The sequence below is a fragment of the Ligilactobacillus saerimneri genome (assembly GCF_036689625.1).
Lineage (GTDB): Bacteria > Bacillota > Bacilli > Lactobacillales > Lactobacillaceae > Ligilactobacillus > Ligilactobacillus saerimneri.
Genome location: NZ_CP144759.1, coordinates 958,596 through 978,778 on the forward strand (window position 1 = coordinate 958,596; position 20,183 = coordinate 978,778).

A 20,183-nucleotide genomic window follows, 5' to 3' on the forward strand; every position below is an offset into this window, starting at 1 on the left:
CCTTTTTTAAAATAAAAAAGTCCCATCCGCAATGGGACGAGACTTCGTGGTACCACCCAAATTAGGTTGAGATTATAACTAATCCAACCTCACTTAGTCATTCAATAACGGTCATGAACCGAAACCTCTTACTCACACTGTTCAGAGGTTCAAATATGAAGATGATAACCATGACTAAGGGACCTGCTAACCTCTCACCAACCGTTAACTCGCTTATGGTATCAACCATGATCGTATTCTTCGCTTATTTATTTAGCAAAGTGTTCGCCATCATTACTTGGAAAGACAACAACTGTTTCCACTGATTGTGGATCAGCTTGTTCTTCGTCTGCCTTAGTTTCTGGAGCAACACTTTCTTCGTTTGCAATAGATTTTACTTCTTTTGCGGAATCATTGTCAAGGGTCTCATCGCGACGAATTGCATCTTGAATGGCGCTATAATTGCTAGTATCGCCCCGCTTTAAGATGTCATCCCATTCCGAGCCCTTAACCACTTCAAGTTGTGATTCCATCATCACTTGGAGCTTTTGGCGGAAAATTCGAGCTTGTTTCCGCAAGTCGTCCGTCTCAACTGCCAGGCGTTTAGCTTTAGCAGAAGCTTCTTCAACAATATTTTTGGCCTTATCATTAGCTTGTTCAATGATATCTTGCCCTTGTTTTTGTGCTTCCTTGTTGATGATTTCTGCTTCTTTTTGAGAGTTTGCCTTAACCTTGTCAGCGGCTTCCTGCGCAACAATAATTGATTGATTCAGGGAGTCTTTCAAATCATTGAAGTATTTCAACTTTTCTAAACTTTGATCAAGTTCACTTTGCAACTTTTCATTTTGCTTAAGTGCAATTTCATAGTCCTTAATGATTTGATCTAAAAAGTCGTTTACTTCGTCTTGGTCGTAACCACGTAATCTAACATGAAATTCTTTATTATGAATATCTAAAGGGGTTAATGCCATCCCTTCCACCTCCAAGTTATCGTTTCTTTTTCCTAACCACACTAACTTCTAGTCGAATCTTGTCTTTTCTCGTTATCCCTAATACTGGCCCTACCTTGATGCGACCATAGCGTCGCACTGAAAGGATATCGTGCTCGCCAATTTCTAGGTCAGGTTTTTCAACCATCATCCAATTCAGGTGGACCCGTTTTTCTTTGATTAGATCCTTAGCACTCTTACGTGAAATGTTGTATGCACCAGCAATAACACTATCAAGTCGGGAAGAATTTAAATTTAAGACCATTACTTCAGCTTCATCCGCTTGCGGAATAAGTAAATCTGCCAAGGATAATTGCTGTAAACGCACTTTTATTTTCCCAACCCGGTCAATTTGCCCAACCAGGTATGCGGCTAAATCTTGGTTAACCAAAATCTGCCAACGTTGTCCATCGGTAATAATATCACCTAGAACATTACGGTCTAAGCCCGCATTAGCAAAAGTTCCCAAAATTTGTCCATGAGCCAATTGGCTAAACTTTTGCGGATAACCTATCTCCAACGGTACAACCTTGAAGTCAGCTTCAGTAGGCGTGAAATATTCAGGATAAAACAAGGCGCGCTTTCGTTCAGCATTTGCATAACCACCAAAAAATCTTACTCGGACATCATCTCGTTGGCCCACTAAAGATTGGGCAATATATTGCATCCGTGGATCAAGAAACTCCGTTAGGATCGGTCGGTACTCATTTTGCACCTGATTAATGCGGTCGAAAAAAGCATCAATTACCGGTACTTCTTCCCGTTTGAAATGTTGATAAACGTCGTCCTTCACTTAAGTCACCTATACTATCCCAATAAAACTTCACTACATCACTATCCGCAAAAGCATTTCCAGCACAAATAGTAATCCTAAATGGATAAATCGAAGCGCAATCAGCGCCACCCATGGCGCAAAACTTAATCCCATAATCGGCGGAATAAAATTAAATAGCTGCAAGTACGGCTCACATATCTGCCGCAACCACCGCCCCAGAGTACTCTGATATGCACCCGGAAACCACGACATTAAGACGTAGACTATTATCGCTAATGAGTATCCGTAGAACAAATAATTGATTAATACAAACAACATGTACGTTATTCTCTCCTATATTTACGTGCTAACGAATCAGTCAGGTCACCTTCGACCCGGTACTGTTCCGGTGTGCACAAGAAAATTTGTTCCCCAATCCGCTTAATATCTCCATTTTGGGCGAAAACAATTCCTGAAAGAAAATCAACAATACGTAAAGCCTGGTCCTCTTCCATTCTTTGAAAATTGATGATCGCTGGTTCACCGTTTAACAAATGGTTTCCAATCACCTTTACGTCTGAAAAGACACGCGGTTCAAACAAGATAATTTTATGTTCTTTTTGTGCTTCCATTTCTTTACGGGCTGATACTAAAGACATTACTTTAGTATCATTTTCACTTTCAGGAGGGACGTCATAATCTTCATACGTTTCATTACTGCCAAACCAATTGTTAATCCGATCACTAAATGACATCTAAGAACCTCCTTTATATCTCAAACTAGCGCCGATGCCGTAAGAAAGGTGGCATGTTCAGATCATCGTTATGATCATCAGTATCAGAGTCAGCTTGAAAAACATCGAAATCTTTCTTTTCAACATTAGCAAATTCTTCTACATCGTTGCGCCGGTTAACCTGCCGATCGTTGTTAATTTCTCGGTTCAGATTCCAGTTGTTAAAACGATCGTCATCATTGCGTTGATCACTGTTACTGCTTGTAGAATCAGTAGCGCTGGCTACTCGCCGAGCGGGAGCTTTTTTTTTCTTATTTTTGTCAATGCCAGTGGCGATTACAGTGATAACCACTGAACCTTCTAGATCTTCATTGACGGAAGTACCAAAGATAATATCCACATCACTTGAAGCTGCTTGCGCAACAATGTTAGCTGCTTCTTGAGCTTCTTGTAAGGCCAAGTCGTTAGCACCAGTAATGTTCAACAGAACTTGTTCTGCCCCTTCGATAGATACTTCTAATAGTGGGGATGAAATTGCTTGTTTCGTTGCTTCAGCAACCCGGTTTTCGCCGTTTGCAGTCCCGATTCCCATCAAAGCAGCACCTTGGTTTTGCATGATGGTCTTCACATCAGAGAAGTCCAAGTTAATGTAACCTGGTGAAGTAATCAAATCAGAAATTCCTTGAACCCCTTGGCGTAAAACATTGTCGGCTTCTTGGAAAGCATCCATGATAGAAGTCTTCTTGTCAACAATTTCTAGTAAGCGGTTGTTAGAGATAATAACCAGTGTATCAACATTTTCACGCAACTTGTCCATCCCATCAGCTGCTGAACGGGAACGTTTTGGTCCTTCAAAACTAAACGGACGAGTAACCACCCCAACTGTCAAAGCATTTTGGGACTTAGCAATCTTGGCAATTTCAGGTGCAGCACCGGTCCCGGTACCACCGCCCATACCTGCAGTAACGAAGATCATGTCTGCCCCTTCAAGTGCTTGGCTGATAGCTTCTTCACTTTCTTGTGCTGCTTTAGCCCCAATATCAGGGTTAGCTCCTGCCCCTAAACCACGAGTCAATTTAGGTCCTAATTGGATTTTGGTTTCAGCTGCTGATTTCTTAAGGGCTTGAATATCAGTATTGGCTGCAATGAATTCAACCCCCTTAACGTTATCTTGGATCATCCGGTTGATGGCATTTCCGCCACCGCCCCCGACACCGATAACTTTGATTTTGGTTCCTAATTGTTGGTCGTCAATTTGAAAATCTACATTGCTCATAGTCGTTCCTCCATTACGATTTAATCAAAGAAATTGCTAAACAAGCTCCGAAGACCCCCAGGACGCTTGTTTTTATTCTTCTTTTTCTTAGGTTTCTTAGGTTGTGGTGGGAGTTGAACCATATCAGGTTCATCCTCATAGCTATCATCTTCGTCATAAGTAGTAGCTTGTTCAAAATCAGCTGTCCCTAATGAACTCTTAACTACCCGTTCGATTTCATTTTCGCTTGTCACGTAGTCAACCAAGCCAATCACTTGAGTAAATGCCGGGCTACGGAGATTCATTTCTTGAGGAACAAACTTCTTGACGTGCACCCCAAAGATGTCTTCGGCTAATTCCTCGATCCCAGGAATAGCGGTCATACCGCCTGTTAGGATAATTCCACCAGGAAGACTCAAGGCATTAACTTTATCTAAAGCAGTAGCTAGTTTAGTGAAAATTTGTTGCAACCGTGCTTCGATGATTTGGGCTAAATAATTTTCACTGACTTCTTCCGGATCCTGCTGTCCAACAACTTGAACAGGGAATTTATTGTCCTTGTCAGCTAAACTACTCAAAGCGTAACCATACGTAACCTTTAATTGTTCTGCATTTTCAACTGATGTATTCAAAACAACCGAAATATCCCGAGTGACGAAATCGCCACCTTCTTGATCAACATATGTATATTTTAGTTTGTGGTCGTGAATAACCGCAGCTGTGGTCTGACCGCCACCCATATCAATCACGATTGATCCAAAGTCCTGTTCACCTTCATTTAAGGCCAAATGAGCGCTTGCTAATGGTGCAACTACCGTTTCTCTAATATGGAGTCCCGCTTTTTCGATACACTTTTTGATATTGTGTAAGATAGTCTTTGGTCCAGTGTACATGACAGCCCGCATCTCTAAACGGACTCCTTCCATTCCGCGTGGATCTTTGATACCATCAAGACCATTTACAACAAATTCATCTGGAATGATATCAATTACGTCCCTTTCAGGAGGAAGACTTTGTACTAAAGCTGCTTGTGTGACTTCGTAAACATCCTCATCAGTGATCTCTTTGGACTTGCCATCAGCTTGTGAAACCGCGATCATACCATGACACTTTTCGATTTCTAACAAGTTAGCAGGGATCCCTACTACTACGTCACGAATTTCAAAGTTAGCCCGCTGTTCAGCCTGCTTAATAGCATCCCGAATGGCGCCGACTGTTTGGTCAATATCAACGATCACACCCCGGTTCAAACCTGCTGAACGCGTATTCCCATAACCAATAATATTTAGTTGCTTTTTTACATATTCTGCGATGATTATTTTTATCGAAGTCGTACCGATGTCCAATCCTACGTATATTCCAGAACTATCCACCTTACAGACCTCCTTTTTAATTATTCAGATTAAAAACAATTTATGCATATTTTAATAACTTAATATTACCACAAGAAATACCTGTTGTACTAGGTATATCAAGGGATTGTAACTTCGTTTTAAATTTTTTTATTTTAACGCATACGAATACGCCCCTACTTGCAGATCAATCATACTTTTTCCTTTAAGTTTACTTGCTATTCCTGGATAGTATTTCATTTTCTGACTAACATCAGGGATCAAAATCAAAACTTGATTTCCATCGTTCATATACAAATGAAGCCGCGTTGTACTGGTTTTAGTTGGTGCATAATGAATCTCAGAAATAGCATTGCGGATCCGTGGTGGTAACTTGGCTATCTGCTGTGCTGTCGCTTGCAATTGTGTTGCTTGCTTAAAATTAAAGAACACTGGGATATTATCCTTAGTATCAGTTAATGGTTGCGACAGGATACTCCCGTTATCGGCAATCACTCGGTATGTATTCCCATCACTTTGATAGCCCACTGGTGGATGATTTTTAACATCCAACACCACCTTGCCAGCCTGGTAGTTCAAAGATACATGCTGCACAGCCCGGACATCAGTCTTGATTTTTTGCTCAATAGCACGCTGGTGGAGGCGAACCAAAAAGAAAGACTCCCCAGAAGTGATTCCACTAGCCCGAATAATTTTAGCTTGAACATATGAGTTAGCATGCCGAACTTGAATCTTGTTGGCCCGGCTGATTGGAAGACAAAAATAAAATGCCAGCAACGCAATTACCATAAAAAACGTCACTAAAATAGTGGCGTTTTTGTGGAGGCGTCGTTTGCGCACATTGTTTGTCTTGGGCATTTTCCGTCGCAATTTTTTGAATAGTGGTATCTCTCTTTGTTTGCGCACCTTTTTGGCCCGCTGCTTTTGCGCTTTTTCCCAAGGTGTTAATGGTCCCTGGGCACGAAAAGTTTTTGGATAACGCCCTAGTTTCATATGCTCCCTCCCTTCAGCTCAAGTACACCCTGTAATTAGTGCATAATTTCTTGTAGGACAGCGATTACTTTGTTAGCAGCATCAGGTACACCTGCCTGCCGGGCATTTTGCCCCATTTGCTGCCGTTCTTGTTCATCTTGCATAACTTGTTGAACGTTAGCAAATAACGTTTTTTGATTAAGATCTTCTTCCTTGATCATCAAAGCTGCGTCTTGTTTTACCAGACTCAGTGCATTCTTTGTTTGGTGGTCATTAGTTACATAAGGACTAGGAATTAGAATAGTTGGAATCCCCAAAGCAGTAATTTCAGCTAAACTAGTAGCCCCAGCCCGCCCCACAATGCAATCAATTTCTGGCAAAATCTGGGGCATATCCGGAATGTATGGTACTACCTTAACATTGTCAGGAACAGCAACATCCCGCAAGGCGATTTTGGTTTTTTCATAGTGGGCTTGTCCTGTTACAAATAGGACTTGGTAGGCAGCCCCCTTAAACATGGGCAAAGTAGCGATACTTGCTTCGTTGATAGGCCGTGCTCCCCGTGACCCACCAAAGATCATCACGGTTGGCTTTTTAGGGTCAAGTCCATACTCAGTTAACCGTCCTGTCGGTTGCATATTAGCGACTTGTTGGGCCCGTGGATTCCCAGTAAAGACTACCTTCCGCGCTGGAAAATCATTTCGGGCATCTTCAAAGCAAATACCGATCTTGTCAACAAACCGGGCTAAGAATTTATTAGTAACTCCCGCCACACTGTTTTGCTCATGAATCATCGTTGGAATCTTTAATCTTGCAGCTGCATAAACCACGGCACCACAGACATAGCCCCCGGTTCCAATCACCACATCGGGTTTAAAGTCTTTGATGATCCGTTTAGAATCATGAACACTCTTTAAAAAGAGGTAGATGGTCTTGAAATTATCTAACGATAACGACCGCTTAAATCCCTGAATTTCAATTGTCTTGAAAGGAATGCCGGCGTCAGGAACAATTCTACTCTCTAAACCACGGTGCGTTCCGACGTACAGGACTTCCGCCTGGGGATCTTTTTGCTTGATCGCTTCAATCAGTGCTAATGCTGGGTAGATGTGGCCCCCAGTTCCACCACCAGATACAATAATTCTCATTTTGCTACCTCCACTTGTGCTTTCAACTGTTCAACTGCTTCGATGAACCGGTCCCCCCGTACTTCAAACGTTGGCCATTGATCCCAACTAGCACATGCTGGTGAGAGCAAAATAATATCGCCCGGCTGGCTCAAACGATATGCTTCGGGAACTGCGGTTACCGCATTTTGCGAATGAATAATCTCTTTGATACCAGCCTTTTGCCCAGCATCGGCCATCAAATCAGCTGTTTCACCAAAGACAACCATCGCCCGCACGTGCTTTTGCAAATCAGGCACTAACCGGTCAAAGGTAAAACCACGGTCCAAACCACCAGCTAGAAGAACAACTGGCGCAGTGAACCCGTCCAGTGCCTTCTGCGTAGCTTCAATATCAGTTGCTTTAGAATCATTGTAAACTTTACGTTCGTTGACCGTTGTTACGAACTGCGTCCGGTGCCGCACCCCGGAGAAAGTTTTGAGCACCTCGATAATATCGTGATTACTCTTTCCACAAAGCTTAGCAACTGCAATCGCAGCTAAGGCATTCTCAACATTGTGGGTCCCCGGAACTTTGATTTCTGCAGCTGGCATAATTGCTTCGTCTTGATAATACAAAACCCCATCTTCTTCATAAGCACCATTAGTTGTCAGTGCTTGGCGGGAGAAAGGTATCACTTGTGCTTGGGTATGGTTAGCCACTTCTCTGGCTTCAGGAACATCCCAGTTGACCACAAAGTAATCATCCGCTGTCTGGTTCATCGTGACCCGCATCTTAGCCTTAATGTAGTTAGCGTGTGTTTGATGCCAATCAGTATGAGCCTGGTAGATGTTAGTTAGGACTGCAATGTGCGGATGGAGGTCGGTAATTCCCATCAATTGAAAACTCGATATTTCAGTAACTAAAGTATCAGCTGGTGTGACTTCCTGAGCAACCTTGCTGGCAGAAACTCCAATGTTACCGACAGCAACAGCACGCCCGTTCTTTCGTCCTTGATTTAACATCAATGTAATCATAGTTGTGGTAGTGGTTTTACCATTTGAACCCGTTACACAGTACATCGGTGCTTCACTGACTTCGTATGCCAGCTCAGGTTCAGTAATGACCGGAATTCCCCGGTCAACCGCGGCTGCCACTAAAACGTTAGTGTACGGGATACCGGGATTTTTAACCATCAAGTCAACCCCGTCCAACAGTTCCAAGGGGTGACTCCCAGTTACCACTGTAATTCCAGCTGCTTGTAGTTTTGTAACCACAGTTAAATCAGCCGGTGTTTGCTTATCGTTGACAGTCACTTTAGCCCCTAATTTAAGTAATAAGTTGGCAGCATTAACCCCACTTGTACCGAGACCTAGCACCAAAACGTGCTTATTTTGATATTTAGTTACGTTCTTCATCGTTGATACTTCCTTACCTTAGTTAATAATGATCATTACCGTGACGATCGCAAAGACTAACCCCACTAGCCAAAAAGTGATGTCGATCCGCCATTCGCTCCACCCTAACTTTTCAAAATGGTGGTGAATTGGACTCATGAGGAAGATGCGCTTGCCAGTTAACTTAAATGATGCCACCTGAAGGATTACACTCAAGGTTTCTGCCACAAAGATAATCCCAATTGCCAGCAATGACAATTCATGGTGTAACAAGATGGAAGTGGCTGCTAAAGCCCCACCCAAAGCAAGTGACCCCATGTCCCCCATGAAGATCTTAGCTGGTTTGTGATTGTAAAACATGAATGCTAACAAGGCACCAATAACAGCAATACAGAACAACAAAATATCTGTATGGTTTTCGACATACGCGATGACTCCATAAGCGCCAAAGGCGATGATAGCCTGGCCTGTAACCAAGCCATCAATCCCGTCTGTTAAGTTGACCGCATTGGAAAAACCAACTAACCAAAAAGCTACAAATAAAACATAAATAATCCCTAAGTTAAGTTCATATCCGAAAAAGTTCAATGAAAATGGTAATCCGCAGTACCAGTAAACAACCAAGAAAACTACTGCACCGATAATTTGTCCGAATAATTTTTGCCGGGCCGTCAACCCTTCATTTTGCTTCTTGAGCAACTTGATGGAATCATCCCAGAAACCTAAAAAGCCATAGAGCATCAAAATGAAGTCTAAAACCAGAATCTGTGGTGTCATTTGGTGCAATACCAATGGTGTCCATAAACATGTGATCAAAATTGCAAAGTTGAAAACAAAGCCCCCCATAGTTGGCGTGCCGGCTTTTTTCTGGTGCCATTGTGGCCCTTCTTCGCGGATCATCTGTCCCATGTGTTTTTGATGTGCATACTTAATTAATACCGGTGTGAAAATCAAGGTCAAAATAAAACTTGATAATAACGGTATTACCAATTCAAGATTAGTCATTTTCTTACTTCTTCTCCTTTATCTCTAATGCCTTGGTGGCTTCTTCAACATCGTCAAAATGATGCTTTGTTGTACCAATTATTTGATAATCTTCATGCCCTTTGCCGGCAATCAAAACAATATCTCCGGCTTGAGCTTGGTGAATTGCTGTCTGAATTGCTGCCCGGCGGTCAGTGATACGATCATAATGATACCCGGCTGGTACACCAGCAACTACTTCATCTAAGATTGCCTCTGGATCTTCTGTTCGTGGGTTATCCGAAGTAAAGAACACGTGATCACTATTTTCAACGGCAATCTTAGCCATCTTCGGACGCTTGCTCCGATCACGATCACCACCACAGCCAATGACACAGTAAACATCCCGGGGTGCGAAATCATTGATAGTAGTAAGGGCGTTTAATAGTCCATCCGGCGTATGGGAATAATCAACAATTGCACTCACCCCAGAAGCTGAAGTGATTAATTGCAACCGCCCCTTCACACCTGGAAATGCCTCTAAGGTAGCAATTAATTCTGCCGTGCTGATCCCAGCGACATAGCCTGCACCAAAGGCAGCTAGCAAGTTATAAACATTGAATAAACCGACAGTTTTAACCGTTAAATGATGCTTTTCACCAAAAACAATGAGGTCAAAGTCGGTTCCCCGTTCATGGATTTTAACATTCTGGGCCCGCACCATTGCGCGGTGGTTTTTAATCCCATAAGTCAAAACTTCAGCAGCGGTATCAGCTTGGAATTTTTCTCCCATAGGATCATCAATATTCATCACCGCCACTTTAGGCCGCCCGTTGCTTCCATAGGTATTACCTAACTGCGCAAACAGCAAACTCTTAGCATGGGCATACTCTGCCATGGTTTTGTGATAGTCTAGGTGGTCCTGGGTAAAGTTAGTGAACACTGCGGTATCAAAATCAACCCCCCAGACACGTCCCTGAATCAGGGCAATCGAAGATACTTCCATTGCAACTGTCGTTACCTGGCTATCAACCATCTGCTTGAGTGTTTTTTGGAGGGTCAAAACATCCGGAGTGGTATTGGCAGTCGGAAATTTTTTCTGACCAATACGCCGATACATGGTTCCGATTAACCCGGTTTGCTCGCCATGGTGCCTGAAAATTGCATCAATCATATGAGTTACCGTTGTTTTCCCATTTGTCCCAGTGACCCCAACAATCTGCATTTGGTGACTTGGGCGTCCATAAAAGGCATCCCCTAACTCGGCTAGGGCCCGCCGGGTATCGTTGACATAAATCACTGGTACCGTCGTTGTTACTGGCTCTTGGGCCACAATCAGCTGAGCCCCGTTGGCAACAGCCGCTGGCACAAATTTATGTCCATCGACGCTAAACCCCTTGATAGCCACAAAAATACTTCCCGGCTCAATCTCCCGGGTATCTTGGGTAACCAGATTAACCGTAAAGTCTGCAAAATCCGGCACCGGCCGTGTTTTAAATCGTAATGTATTAATCAGTTGACTTGCTAACATTTTCCTCACCAATTTATTTTAATTTTACTTCAATTTGTTTTACCTTTGCGAGGTTAGTCCCCGCCTTGACACTTTGCTTGGCAACATAGCCTGAACCGGAGGTCTTGATCGTGATTCCTAAAATATCCTGGAGTGCAACCACGTCACTCCGCGACCAGCCCGTAATATTCGGCATTTGTTTGGTGCCCGCAGTTAATAATACAACTCGTGCGCCACTGATCAAGCTACTTTTTGCTGGAACCGACTGGGCTTTGATTTTCGTGCCGTTGCCCACCACTGTCACCTGCAGGCCTTTTTCGAGTAATTGCTTTTGTGCTTGGGCAACTTTTTTGCCTTTGACATCAGGCATTGCAATACTTGTAGCTTGATAACCACTTGTATCTTCGTCCAGTGCTTGCTTCATCAGTGGATTGAAAATCGAAGCTACCATTTGTCCTTCGTTTTGACCAGCAAAGGTCTTTGGCTTCTTAACAGTTACATATAGAATATACCGCGGATTGTCAGCTGGGGCTATCCCTGCTACTGAGAAAATATTATTAGTTTCCCCACGTTGGTAACCACCATCAGTGCTGGCAATCTGCGCAGTCCCTGTTTTAACGGCAACTTTGTAACCATCAATTTGATAAGACTTCCCCGTCCCGTTCTTTTCGTAAACTACGCCTTCCATCAGTTCACGCACCTTAGCGGCCGTGCTTGCCTTAATTGGCTTACCGACGGTTGTCGTATGCGACTGATAGACCGTTTTCCCTGTATTAGGATCAACGATTTTATCAATCAAACGTGGCTTTATCATCTTACCATTGTTAGCAATTGCCGTATAGGCTTGAAGCATCTGTAAAACAGTCACGTTGATCCCCTGACCATAGGAAGTATTAGCACTGTCAATTGGGTATTGGTATTGAATCGAGCCCTGAGCTTCATCACCCAACCCAGAATTTGTCGATTTCAAGAAGCCAAACTTCTTAATATATTGGAGCCATGTCTTCGAGCCCATCTTCTCTTCTAAATGAGCCATCACCACGTTCGAGGACCGGAAGAAGGCTTCAGCATACGAAATATAGCCCCAACCACTTGGGTTCCAGTCGGTTATCTTGGACCCGTCAATGCTGTACGTCCCTGAACGATAGTACTCGTTAGGGTTAAAATGGCCTGAATCAATCGCAGCTGCTACCGTAAAGGCCTTCATGGTAGACCCAGGTTCATATGCGTCTTCCAGCAATGTATTCCGCCACATCTTGTCCATTCCTTCACGCGTCTGTGCATTATACGTCGGTCGCTGTGAGGCAGCTTTGATTGCACCGGTTTTAGCATCCATCAAAACAGCATTGATGTTTTCAGGATGGTATGTCTCATCAGCCTTAGACATCAACGTTTCCAAATATGTCTGTAACTGGGGATTGATTGTCGTATAGATATTATCACCGTTTTTAGCCGGCTTTTCTTTTTGGGCAGTTTTTAATCCCTGCAAGCCTTGTCCGGCAGCCGAAGATTTTTTCACTCCGTTCTCACCCTTTAACAAGCGATTATACTGCTTTTCTAGTCCTGTAATCCCGGTTAAATCACCATCCTTACTCTTGGTAATCCCGATTAAGTGTGACGCAAAGATTCCATTAGGATAAAGACGGTTTTGTTGGGCTGTAAACTTAATCCCTGGTACTTTGGCCGCTTGAATACGTTTCTTGGTTTCCAGGGAAATATTTTTCCCTGCCGTCCCTAGTTCTACTTGGTACAGGTGTTGGTTCAACCCCATATTGATCGCCCGTAAAACCTTGGTATAACTCATGGATAAGTTCTTGCTTAAAACCTGAGCAGCCTTCTCTTTTTGCGAGCTTGGTAAATATTCTTTCTTACCATAATTAACCGCTTCTTTAGATAAAACGATGTACACAGAATATGTGGTGGTATCTTCGGCAATCGGTTGATCCTCCGCGTCATAGATCGTCCCCCGCTTAGCTGGAATCATAGTTTCTTTAGCGTATAATTTCTGGACCATTGCGGTCAGGTTCTTCCCATTAGCGCGATGAAAAACGCTTACATAAAAAAAGCGCCCGATAAAGATCACAAAAAGACCGAGCACAATAAAAAAGAGATACCTTCCAAAATGATTCCTACTGTACTGTCTAATGCGAGCTTCTACCTGTCGCTTCTTATTGATTCTCATTTACTTAGTAACATTCCTTACGTTTTTGGAGTTCATAGTCAAACCAGAATCTTTAGCGATGCTTTCCAAGCGTGAACGGGAAGATAATTCACTGATTTCTTGTTTGGCATTGCTATTTTTTGTCTTTAACTTGGTCACCTTTTCAGTGGCAGCCTGTAATTGGTTCTGGGCAACTGACGCACTAACGCTTGATGCAACGACAAAGGTTGCCAACAATAAACACCAAGCGATAGCAATGAAAACTGCTACAACTTCAACTTTATGATATGTATTAAGGTTTGTTTGAGGCCGGACATATGTACTGCTGTGGTGTAAGCTTTGAGGTTGTCTGGCCGGGCTAATGTTTCGCGCTGTACTTTGCATTTGAATGCACCTGCCTATTTAATTCTCTCGATTACCCGTAACCGCGCTGAATGAGCGCGCCGGTTGTTTGCTAACTCTGTTGCTGATGGGACGATCGGTTTCCGCGTGACTAACTTAAAATCAGGTTGTAATTCAGGCGGAATTACTGGTAAGCCTTGGGGTACATCTCGCACCTGAGAATGCTCCCGAAAAATATCCTTAACAATCCGATCTTCTAAGGGTTGGAACGTAATAACAGCAACCCGACCACCAACTGCAAGCAGATCTAATGCTTGGTGGAGGGAAGCTTCCAACGCCCCCATTTCATCGTTAACAGCAATGCGAATTGCCTGAAAAACTTTTTTAGCGGGATGACCACCAGTACGGCGGGCCCGCGCAGGAATTGCGGTCTTGATAATATCTACCAACTCCCCGGTTGTCACGATCGGGTGATCCTGGCGTACTTTTTCAATCCGCCGGGCAATTTGTTTAGCAAACTTTTCATCCCCATAACGGTGAAAAATCTTCACTAGTTGCCCATATTCCCATTCATTAACCACTGTTTGGGCGGTTAGGGCTTGTCGCTGATCCATCCGCATGTCTAATGGCGCGTCATAACGATAACTGAACCCCCGCTCTGCATCATCAAACTGGGGGGAAGAAACGCCCAGGTCATATAAAACCCCTGTTACCCGCTGCACACCATGGTGAGTTAATGCTTCTTTTAGGTTACGAAAGTTACTTTCAACTAGGGTCAAATGGCCCGCTGCAATCGCCGGTGCTAATTGTTTTCGGTTATAGGTAATCGCAGTGTCATCCTGGTCAAAACTATACAAATGTCCTGTCGCACTCAAGTGGTTCAAAATATTTTTAGTGTGACCACCCCCACCTAACGTGCAGTCCACATAGGTTCCATCAGGGGTGGTGATCAGCGCATCTACTGCTTCATTGAGCAGTACTGTTATGTGATTAAAATCCGCCATCGCCCTACTCCTATAAGTCAAAGTCAATCATGTCTTCAGCAATATCATCGAAGTTCTCCTCCGCTTCAGTGGAGAATGCTTCCCAACGTTCTGCTGACCAAATTTCAATCCGGTTCGAAACACCAACGACCACGCATTGTTTTTCCAATGCTGCATGCTTGCGCAGTGATGCTGGAAGATTGATTCTGCCTTGTTTATCAAACTCGCATTCCGTCGCTGCTGAATAAAAGAACCGCGTGAATGTCCGCGCACTATGCTTCGTCACTGGTAATTTTTGAATTTTTTCTTCGAGGATTTTCCATTGGTCCATGGGGTAACCAAATAAACATCCATCCATGCCGCGCGTCACAACAAAATTGGGGACTAATTGCTTACGAAACTTTGCCGGAACAATTAGCCGCCCCTTACTATCAATCGTATGTTGGAACTCGCCCATGAACATTTGGTCACACCACCTTCCTATACAAAATAAATATTACCACAATTCCCCACTTTCAACCACATAATATCCCACTCTCCCCACTTTTCTGACAAATAAAAAAAGATTGAAACCACAACCGATTTCAATCTTTCTAAATTAACATTAACTTTTATAAATATTTGAAGAGTCGTAACCCCAATAAAACGATGTAGATCACCAGTATCAAGATATCGGTTAACCGCCAAAAATACAGAAAGAAGGTTCGATAAATCAAATCTCCGTTTTGGCTCACTATTCCCACGATGATCAAGATCCCCATCACAGCCAGTAAAAAAACAATATACGGAAACAGTGACAATTTGAACACCTGCGTTGAGAGATCACAGACGCCAATAAATAAGGGGATCACCACTATATCTAACCGTTTAACATGTAGCCGACGCCAAAAGCCAGGCCATTTTTTGCGGATCAACGACAATATCAACCAGACTACGGCTAATATTATTAATTGCTCCCACCATTCCAGCATAAGTCAAGCCTTTCTCTTAATCCTGGTTGAGTAAGAAAGCATCGTGCAATGCGTTAACTGCTACTTCCATATCTTTGCCATTGACTAATACCCAAATCGTTGTATGACTATCAGTCGTCTGTAAAATAGTAATATTTTTAGCAGCCAAAGTGGAAACAATCTTGGCAGTAATCCCGGGAGTACCAGCCATCCCTGACCCAATTACTGCGATCTTGACACAACCTGCAATAGTTTCAAAATCAGCATTAGCTTGGGTTAGTAAGTTGCAGGCCTGCTTAGCTTCACTCCGGTTGAGATTAAAGATAATCTTTTCAGGTGAAATATTGATAAAGTCAACACTGATACCGTTGTTAGCTAACAAGTTCAACACGTCAGCTGTTGCCATCGCCTTGGTCTTAACCACAAACTGGGTCAAATCTGTTTGTTGGGTAACACCCACAACGGTCCGATAATGTTCAATTTGTAAGTTGCGATCAGTAACTAGGGTTCCTGATTGATCGACATCATCCCAAGTGGACCGAATGTGCATTGGCAGATGTGCTTGCTGGGCTACTTCCACGGCCCGCGGATGAATAACCTTGGCCCCTTCGTTGGCCATATTGGCTACTTCTTCGTAACTCACTGCTTCTAAGAACTGGGCCTGCTTGACAATGCGTGGGTCCCCCGTCATCATCCCTGATACATCCGTGAAGATGTCAACCCATTCTGCACCTAAAGCCGCCCCTAACAAAGCAGCACTCGTATCAGAGCCCCCACGCCCCAGCGTGGTTACATGATGGGACCGTGATAAACCTTGGAAGCCGGCAACCACAACTACATCATTAGTTTGGAAGGCTTCCATGATATTGTCTGTATCAACATCCAGCACCTTGGCATTTTGGAAGTCATTGTTTGTTCTAAAGCCCGCATCTGGTCCAGTCATCCCGGTGGCTGCAAAACCGTTAGTCCGTAAAAGCTCAGTCATGACAGCAGTAGAGATCACTTCACCCACAGAGACAATCATATCAAGTTCCCGTGCGGAAAGTTTAGTATCTTCACCACCCACAAGATCAAGCAAGGAATCAGTAGCATAAGGTGCCCCTTTACGCCCGATCGCAGAAACAACTACTGCCACTTTAAATCCTTGGTCGACGGCGTAGCGAATGTGCTTCATTGCTTGACTACGCGCTTCTTCATCCTTAACGGAAGTTCCACCAAACTTTTGCACGATAATCTTCATAATCAAATCTCCCCTTTAATTTTTATAAGGTTGCAGCTGCCTCTTTTGACGTCATCAAATGAGGTTCTTCCACATAGAGCTTGTGCCACATCATGAATGTCAAAACAGTCCATAGTTTCCGTGAGTTATCACGTTTATCCTGCCGATGATCTTCTAATAATTGTAAGAAGTATTGTTTGTTGAATAAGTAGTCTGTCTGGGAGTCATTGATAATCTGACGGGCCCAGTCATACATTTCGTTTTTCAACCAGAAGCGAATTGGAACCGGGAAGCCCAGTTTTGGCCGGTGTAAGACGTGGGCAGGAACAATGCCTTCGGCTGCTTGCCGCAAGATATACTTAGTAGTGCCATGCGCGATCCGGTATTTAGCTGGAATCTCACTCGCAACTTTGAATACATTGACATCGAGGAACGGTGTCCGTAATTCTAACGAGTGCGCCATAGTGGTCCGGTCAGCATTCCGCAAGAGGTCCCCGTTTAGCCACTGGTGCATATCGATAAACTGCATCCGGGTAATTGGATCGTAATCCTTTGAATCACGGTACAGTGGCGCGGTAATCTTGTCGAAAGAATGATCTGCATTGTAGTCCTTGATGAATTGTTTCTTTTCCTCTTCATCAAAGATGAAGGCATTCCCAACATACCGCTTTTCCAGTGGTGTAGTGCCCCGCATCAAGAAGCTCTTCCCCTTCATTCCTTCCGGAGCAATTTCAGCAATCTTATGCAACAAACCATTGATTGGCTTGGTGTAGTTGAAGCACTTCAAGGATTCTGGTTCGTGGTAAATCTTGTAGCCACCGAAAAGTTCGTCGGCCCCTTCACCAGTCAACGCTACTTTTACCCGCTTCCGAGCTTCTTTAGCCAAGAAGTACTGTGGCACAGCGGCTGGATCAGCCAATGGATCATCCATGCTCCACACAAAGTGAGGGAAGGTCTTCATAAACTCTTCTGGAGTGATCACGCTACTGAAGTTCTTAACTCCCAACTTATCAGCTGTTTCTTGGGCCACATCTAACTCACTGTAACCTTCGCGTTCAAATCCAACAGAGATAGTTTCCAAGTTAGGGTTTAAGTCCTTAGCAATCGCCACTACGATCGACGAATCGATCCCTCCGGAAAGGAAAGACCCAACTGGAACGTCTGCCCGCATGTGTGCTTTAACAGAGTCAATCAGCACATCACGCACTTTCTTGACGTATTCGTCTTCTGGGCGATCGACTGGCTTAAATTGCGCATAAAAATACCGTTTAATCTGGATGTCTTCTCCCGGCCGCTTGATAAAGTAGTGTCCTGGTTGCAACATCCGAATTTCTTTGGTCAAAGTTTCTGGCTCAGGCACAAACTGAAATGTCATATAATCCTGCAATGCGTCTTTGTCAAAGGTCCGTTGGTCCTTTTGTAATTGGCTATAAATGGCCTTGTTTTCTGAAGCATAGTAGAACTTATCACCTACCTGCGCATAGTACAGTGGTTTGATCCCAAAGTGATCCCGCGCCCCGAACAGAACTTTTTCTTGGGTATCCCAGATCACAAAGTCAAACATCCCGCGCAAATGCTTAACTGCTTCTTCACCATACCGGACATACATTGCCAAGAGGACTTCTGTGTCCGAGTCTGTCTGGAATTCATAGCCTTGCTTGGCTAACATTTCCCGTAATTCGATATAGTTATAAATTTCTCCGTTAAAAGTAATCCAATACCGTTGGTTATCATATGATAGTGGTTGGTGACCACCTTCCAAGTCAATGATGCTCAAGCGTCTAAAGCCCATCGCAACATTGGTGTCGATAAATTCACCGTTATCATCTGGTCCACGGTGCACATAGCATTTTTCCATTTGCATTACTTGCTGTTTGTATTGATCGCCTGCACCCATTTCGATGTCAGTTACAAAACCGGCAATTCCACACATAATAATAACGCTCCCTAATTAAATATTAATTTTATGATACTTGTTAAAGTATACGAGTTTGTTTGCTAAAATTCAAACTCTCTAGGAGGATATTAAACTGGTTTAAACAATTTTACAAGTAACATTTATCACCTGTACTTCCTTTATTTTTGGTGGCGTTTTCCTGGTATTTTTTGATTAGCCATACTTTGCTCCTTTCAATCTTTTAAAAGATTAGTGAATCAATCACATCACCTCCTTAAATTAGGGTATAAAAATAGCGGTCATTGTTAGTGACCGCCGATTAATTATGTTTTTCCATAATTTTCTTTGCTTCCTCATAATATGGTTTCAAGAAATCCTGACATTTTTTTCTATCTCTGGTATCTTCTTCGACATAGAAATAATACATATCTTCGTCATTTATCAAATCGTATAACTCTTCGTTTTCTTGCAACCAGCCTTCTGCAAATTCTTCTTCACCTAGCTTGGCCGTTAGATCCAAGAAATAATTATAGTAACTTTCAACATTTCCATTAACGCCATCTGCAAGCATTTTTAAGATCACTTGCGAGTATCCTTGACTCTTTTGTCCTTTATCTGTTTCTTCAAAACTTCAAAGCACATTGATAAACGACTGCACTATTTTCAGAGCTTCAGCTTCTTCCATCTCATCGTACATGTTGAAAGTGTCCGAGTATGGCCAAAGGTAGTTAATCATGATCTTGATGGGTTGCCACTTTTTGCTGAGAATATCGAAATAAAATTCTTTTCCCCACTCATTTACCTTGATAATCATGGCGCGGTGAGGAAGATCATGCAACATGTAATAATGGTTCTTTTGGGGACCCTGGTTCTTTTTTGCTCCCTGATTAATAAGCTCGATTGACTTGATATGATTTTCTGGAAAAACAAATAATGTACCATTGATTCTTAATTCGAGTTCATCATATTCAATATCATCATAATTAAAAGCGTAATCAATTCCGGTGACCCTTCCTTCCCATACCTCACCATCAATATCAACTATTCTCACAGTCTTACCCCAATATTTCTCTAGGTTCATAACTCGTCCCTCCCATCATACATGGATATCAACTCTTTTTATTTTCATCATACTTGAAGCAGTCAAAGCTCCGCAATAACAATGACTACTTCTTCATCCCATAGGGCAATTTTTTGACCACGATCATCTTTTTTACTGGCACACAATCAAAATAATTTTCTCGGCACCACTCGCTTTTGTAAGCTACCACCCGACCTATCGTAAAATATGCGCATTTTAAGTTGCAAAATCACACTTTTGCACCATATATTCCAATATGTCGGGTCTAACTTGCAAAAAGGGAATTGACGGTGAAATTTAAAAATAAAATCGCGCGATTAAATGGTAGCCACTGGGAAAAATTGAAAATCCCCCTGCTTTGAGCTATAGTTATTGTAAATAACTAATTTAAGGTGAAACTAGTGGCAAAAAAGAAGAAAAGAACTAAATTCCAAAAAATCACGCTGTTTGCTGTCTGGATGATGCTGATTTTTACTATCTTGGGCGTCGTCGTTGTAGCAATCCAGCCATTCTTATAATTATAAAAAGAGCGGAGATGA

The 20,183-nt window shown here is 43.0% G+C and carries 21 protein-coding genes and 1 other annotated feature; of the genes, 1 reads left to right on the forward strand and 20 read right to left on the reverse strand.

Features of this window, described 5'->3' with window-relative positions; translation table 11 throughout:
* Window positions 1-29: 29 nt before the first annotated feature.
* Window positions 30-256: a binding site (T-box leader), on the reverse strand.
* From V3C97_RS04610 to V3C97_RS04705, 20 genes are all read right to left on the reverse strand, one after another.
* Window positions 249-950 (reverse strand): DivIVA domain-containing protein, encoded by a 702-nt coding sequence (locus V3C97_RS04610; RefSeq protein ID WP_009553636.1) that lies wholly within the window; start codon window positions 948-950, stop codon window positions 249-251. (Overlaps the previous feature by 8 nt.)
* 16 nt (window positions 951-966) lie before the next feature.
* Window positions 967-1,761, reverse strand: a complete 795-nt coding sequence (locus V3C97_RS04615) for an RNA-binding protein (protein WP_338433874.1) — start codon at window positions 1,759-1,761, stop codon at window positions 967-969.
* Between the two features lie 33 nt (window positions 1,762-1,794).
* On the reverse strand, window positions 1,795-2,061 hold the full coding sequence (locus V3C97_RS04620) for a YggT family protein (RefSeq protein WP_338433875.1): 267 nt from the start codon (window positions 2,059-2,061) through the stop codon (window positions 1,795-1,797).
* 5 nt (window positions 2,062-2,066) lie between these two features.
* On the reverse strand, window positions 2,067-2,477 hold the full coding sequence (locus V3C97_RS04625) for a cell division protein SepF (RefSeq protein WP_338433876.1): 411 nt from the start codon (window positions 2,475-2,477) through the stop codon (window positions 2,067-2,069).
* 25 nt (window positions 2,478-2,502) lie between these two features.
* Window positions 2,503-3,732: a cell division protein FtsZ gene (gene ftsZ / locus V3C97_RS04630; protein WP_338433877.1), complete on the reverse strand. Its 1,230-nt coding sequence runs from the start codon at window positions 3,730-3,732 to the stop codon at window positions 2,503-2,505.
* A 20-nt stretch (window positions 3,733-3,752) separates the two neighbouring features.
* On the reverse strand, window positions 3,753-5,084 hold the full coding sequence (gene ftsA, locus V3C97_RS04635) for a cell division protein FtsA (RefSeq protein ID WP_180848396.1): 1,332 nt from the start codon (window positions 5,082-5,084) through the stop codon (window positions 3,753-3,755).
* Between the two features lie 129 nt (window positions 5,085-5,213).
* Window positions 5,214-6,056 (reverse strand): cell division protein FtsQ/DivIB, encoded by an 843-nt coding sequence (locus tag V3C97_RS04640; RefSeq protein ID WP_338433878.1) that lies wholly within the window; start codon window positions 6,054-6,056, stop codon window positions 5,214-5,216.
* Window positions 6,057-6,091: 35 nt separating this feature from the next.
* Window positions 6,092-7,183 (reverse strand): undecaprenyldiphospho-muramoylpentapeptide beta-N-acetylglucosaminyltransferase, encoded by a 1,092-nt coding sequence (gene murG, locus V3C97_RS04645; protein WP_338433879.1) that lies wholly within the window; start codon window positions 7,181-7,183, stop codon window positions 6,092-6,094.
* Window positions 7,180-8,559, reverse strand: coding sequence for a UDP-N-acetylmuramoyl-L-alanine--D-glutamate ligase (gene murD, locus V3C97_RS04650; protein WP_338433880.1), 1,380 nt, complete (start codon window positions 8,557-8,559; stop codon window positions 7,180-7,182). The genes murG and murD overlap by 4 nt, the downstream gene beginning before the upstream one ends.
* 18 nt (window positions 8,560-8,577) lie before the next feature.
* The gene (gene mraY, locus V3C97_RS04655; protein ID WP_338433881.1) at window positions 8,578-9,543 is read right to left on the reverse strand and encodes a phospho-N-acetylmuramoyl-pentapeptide-transferase; all 966 of its coding nucleotides are present in this window, start codon (window positions 9,541-9,543) and stop codon (window positions 8,578-8,580) included.
* A 4-nt stretch (window positions 9,544-9,547) separates the two neighbouring features.
* Window positions 9,548-11,032 carry a UDP-N-acetylmuramoyl-L-alanyl-D-glutamate--2,6-diaminopimelate ligase gene (locus tag V3C97_RS04660; RefSeq protein ID WP_268889535.1) on the reverse strand — a complete coding sequence of 495 codons (1,485 nt, stop codon included), beginning with the start codon at window positions 11,030-11,032 and terminating at the stop codon, window positions 9,548-9,550.
* Window positions 11,033-11,045: 13 nt separating this feature from the next.
* On the reverse strand, window positions 11,046-13,193 hold the full coding sequence (locus V3C97_RS04665) for a penicillin-binding transpeptidase domain-containing protein (protein WP_338433882.1): 2,148 nt from the start codon (window positions 13,191-13,193) through the stop codon (window positions 11,046-11,048).
* On the reverse strand, window positions 13,194-13,556 hold the full coding sequence (ftsL, locus tag V3C97_RS04670) for a cell division protein FtsL (protein WP_283590320.1): 363 nt from the start codon (window positions 13,554-13,556) through the stop codon (window positions 13,194-13,196).
* 14 nt (window positions 13,557-13,570) lie between these two features.
* Window positions 13,571-14,518 (reverse strand): 16S rRNA (cytosine(1402)-N(4))-methyltransferase RsmH, encoded by a 948-nt coding sequence (gene rsmH, locus V3C97_RS04675; RefSeq protein ID WP_216542689.1) that lies wholly within the window; start codon window positions 14,516-14,518, stop codon window positions 13,571-13,573.
* 10 nt (window positions 14,519-14,528) lie between these two features.
* On the reverse strand, window positions 14,529-14,960 hold the full coding sequence (gene mraZ, locus V3C97_RS04680) for a division/cell wall cluster transcriptional repressor MraZ (RefSeq protein WP_009553665.1): 432 nt from the start codon (window positions 14,958-14,960) through the stop codon (window positions 14,529-14,531).
* Window positions 14,961-15,108: 148 nt separating this feature from the next.
* The gene (locus tag V3C97_RS04685) at window positions 15,109-15,468 is read right to left on the reverse strand and encodes a DUF3397 family protein (RefSeq protein ID WP_338433883.1); all 360 of its coding nucleotides are present in this window, start codon (window positions 15,466-15,468) and stop codon (window positions 15,109-15,111) included.
* Between the two features lie 16 nt (window positions 15,469-15,484).
* A complete protein-coding gene (gene dapG, locus V3C97_RS04690) occupies window positions 15,485-16,687 on the reverse strand; it encodes an aspartate kinase (protein ID WP_317294290.1) in 1,203 nt (400 codons plus the stop codon).
* A 22-nt stretch (window positions 16,688-16,709) separates the two neighbouring features.
* Entirely contained in the window at window positions 16,710-18,599 is a 1,890-nt protein-coding gene (gene asnB, locus V3C97_RS04695) for an asparagine synthase (glutamine-hydrolyzing) (RefSeq protein ID WP_268889538.1), read from the reverse strand.
* 283 nt (window positions 18,600-18,882) lie between these two features.
* A complete protein-coding gene (locus V3C97_RS04700; protein WP_338433884.1) occupies window positions 18,883-19,134 on the reverse strand; it encodes a hypothetical protein in 252 nt (83 codons plus the stop codon).
* Between the two features lie 60 nt (window positions 19,135-19,194).
* Window positions 19,195-19,644 carry a hypothetical protein gene (locus V3C97_RS04705; RefSeq protein ID WP_268889540.1) on the reverse strand — a complete coding sequence of 150 codons (450 nt, stop codon included), beginning with the start codon at window positions 19,642-19,644 and terminating at the stop codon, window positions 19,195-19,197.
* A gap of 401 nt (window positions 19,645-20,045) precedes the next feature.
* On the opposite strand from V3C97_RS04705, the gene V3C97_RS04710 reads away from it, so the two are divergent.
* Window positions 20,046-20,162 (forward strand): DUF4044 domain-containing protein, encoded by a 117-nt coding sequence (locus tag V3C97_RS04710; RefSeq protein WP_100222919.1) that lies wholly within the window; start codon window positions 20,046-20,048, stop codon window positions 20,160-20,162.
* Window positions 20,163-20,183: the final 21 nt, after the last annotated feature.

Bases quoted from the DNA above. Each gene is read 5' to 3' on its own strand.
- mraZ (WP_009553665.1), bottom strand. From the start codon at position 14,960: ATGTTCATGGGCGAGTTCCAACATACGATTGATAGTAAGGGGCGGCTA.
- mraY (WP_338433881.1), bottom strand. From the start codon at position 9,543: ATGACTAATCTTGAATTGGTAATACCGTTATTATCAAGTTTTATTTTG.
- murG (WP_338433879.1), bottom strand. From the start codon at position 7,183: ATGAGAATTATTGTATCTGGTGGTGGAACTGGGGGCCACATCTACCCA.
- V3C97_RS04610 (WP_009553636.1), bottom strand. From the start codon at position 950: ATGGCATTAACCCCTTTAGATATTCATAATAAAGAATTTCATGTTAGA.
- V3C97_RS04640 (WP_338433878.1), bottom strand. From the start codon at position 6,056: ATGAAACTAGGGCGTTATCCAAAAACTTTTCGTGCCCAGGGACCATTA.
- asnB (WP_268889538.1), bottom strand. From the start codon at position 18,599: ATGTGTGGAATTGCCGGTTTTGTAACTGACATCGAAATGGGTGCAGGC.
- ftsZ (WP_338433877.1), bottom strand. From the start codon at position 3,732: ATGAGCAATGTAGATTTTCAAATTGACGACCAACAATTAGGAACCAAA.
- V3C97_RS04685 (WP_338433883.1), bottom strand. From the start codon at position 15,468: ATGCTGGAATGGTGGGAGCAATTAATAATATTAGCCGTAGTCTGGTTG.
- V3C97_RS04625 (WP_338433876.1), bottom strand. From the start codon at position 2,477: ATGTCATTTAGTGATCGGATTAACAATTGGTTTGGCAGTAATGAAACG.
- V3C97_RS04700 (WP_338433884.1), bottom strand. From the start codon at position 19,134: ATGCTTGCAGATGGCGTTAATGGAAATGTTGAAAGTTACTATAATTAT.
- rsmH (WP_216542689.1), bottom strand. From the start codon at position 14,518: ATGGCGGATTTTAATCACATAACAGTACTGCTCAATGAAGCAGTAGAT.
- murD (WP_338433880.1), bottom strand. From the start codon at position 8,559: ATGAAGAACGTAACTAAATATCAAAATAAGCACGTTTTGGTGCTAGGT.
- dapG (WP_317294290.1), bottom strand. From the start codon at position 16,687: ATGAAGATTATCGTGCAAAAGTTTGGTGGAACTTCCGTTAAGGATGAA.
- ftsL (WP_283590320.1), bottom strand. From the start codon at position 13,556: ATGCAAAGTACAGCGCGAAACATTAGCCCGGCCAGACAACCTCAAAGC.
- V3C97_RS04660 (WP_268889535.1), bottom strand. From the start codon at position 11,032: ATGTTAGCAAGTCAACTGATTAATACATTACGATTTAAAACACGGCCG.
- V3C97_RS04665 (WP_338433882.1), bottom strand. From the start codon at position 13,193: ATGAGAATCAATAAGAAGCGACAGGTAGAAGCTCGCATTAGACAGTAC.
- V3C97_RS04705 (WP_268889540.1), bottom strand. From the start codon at position 19,644: ATGAACCTAGAGAAATATTGGGGTAAGACTGTGAGAATAGTTGATATT.
- V3C97_RS04620 (WP_338433875.1), bottom strand. From the start codon at position 2,061: ATGTTGTTTGTATTAATCAATTATTTGTTCTACGGATACTCATTAGCG.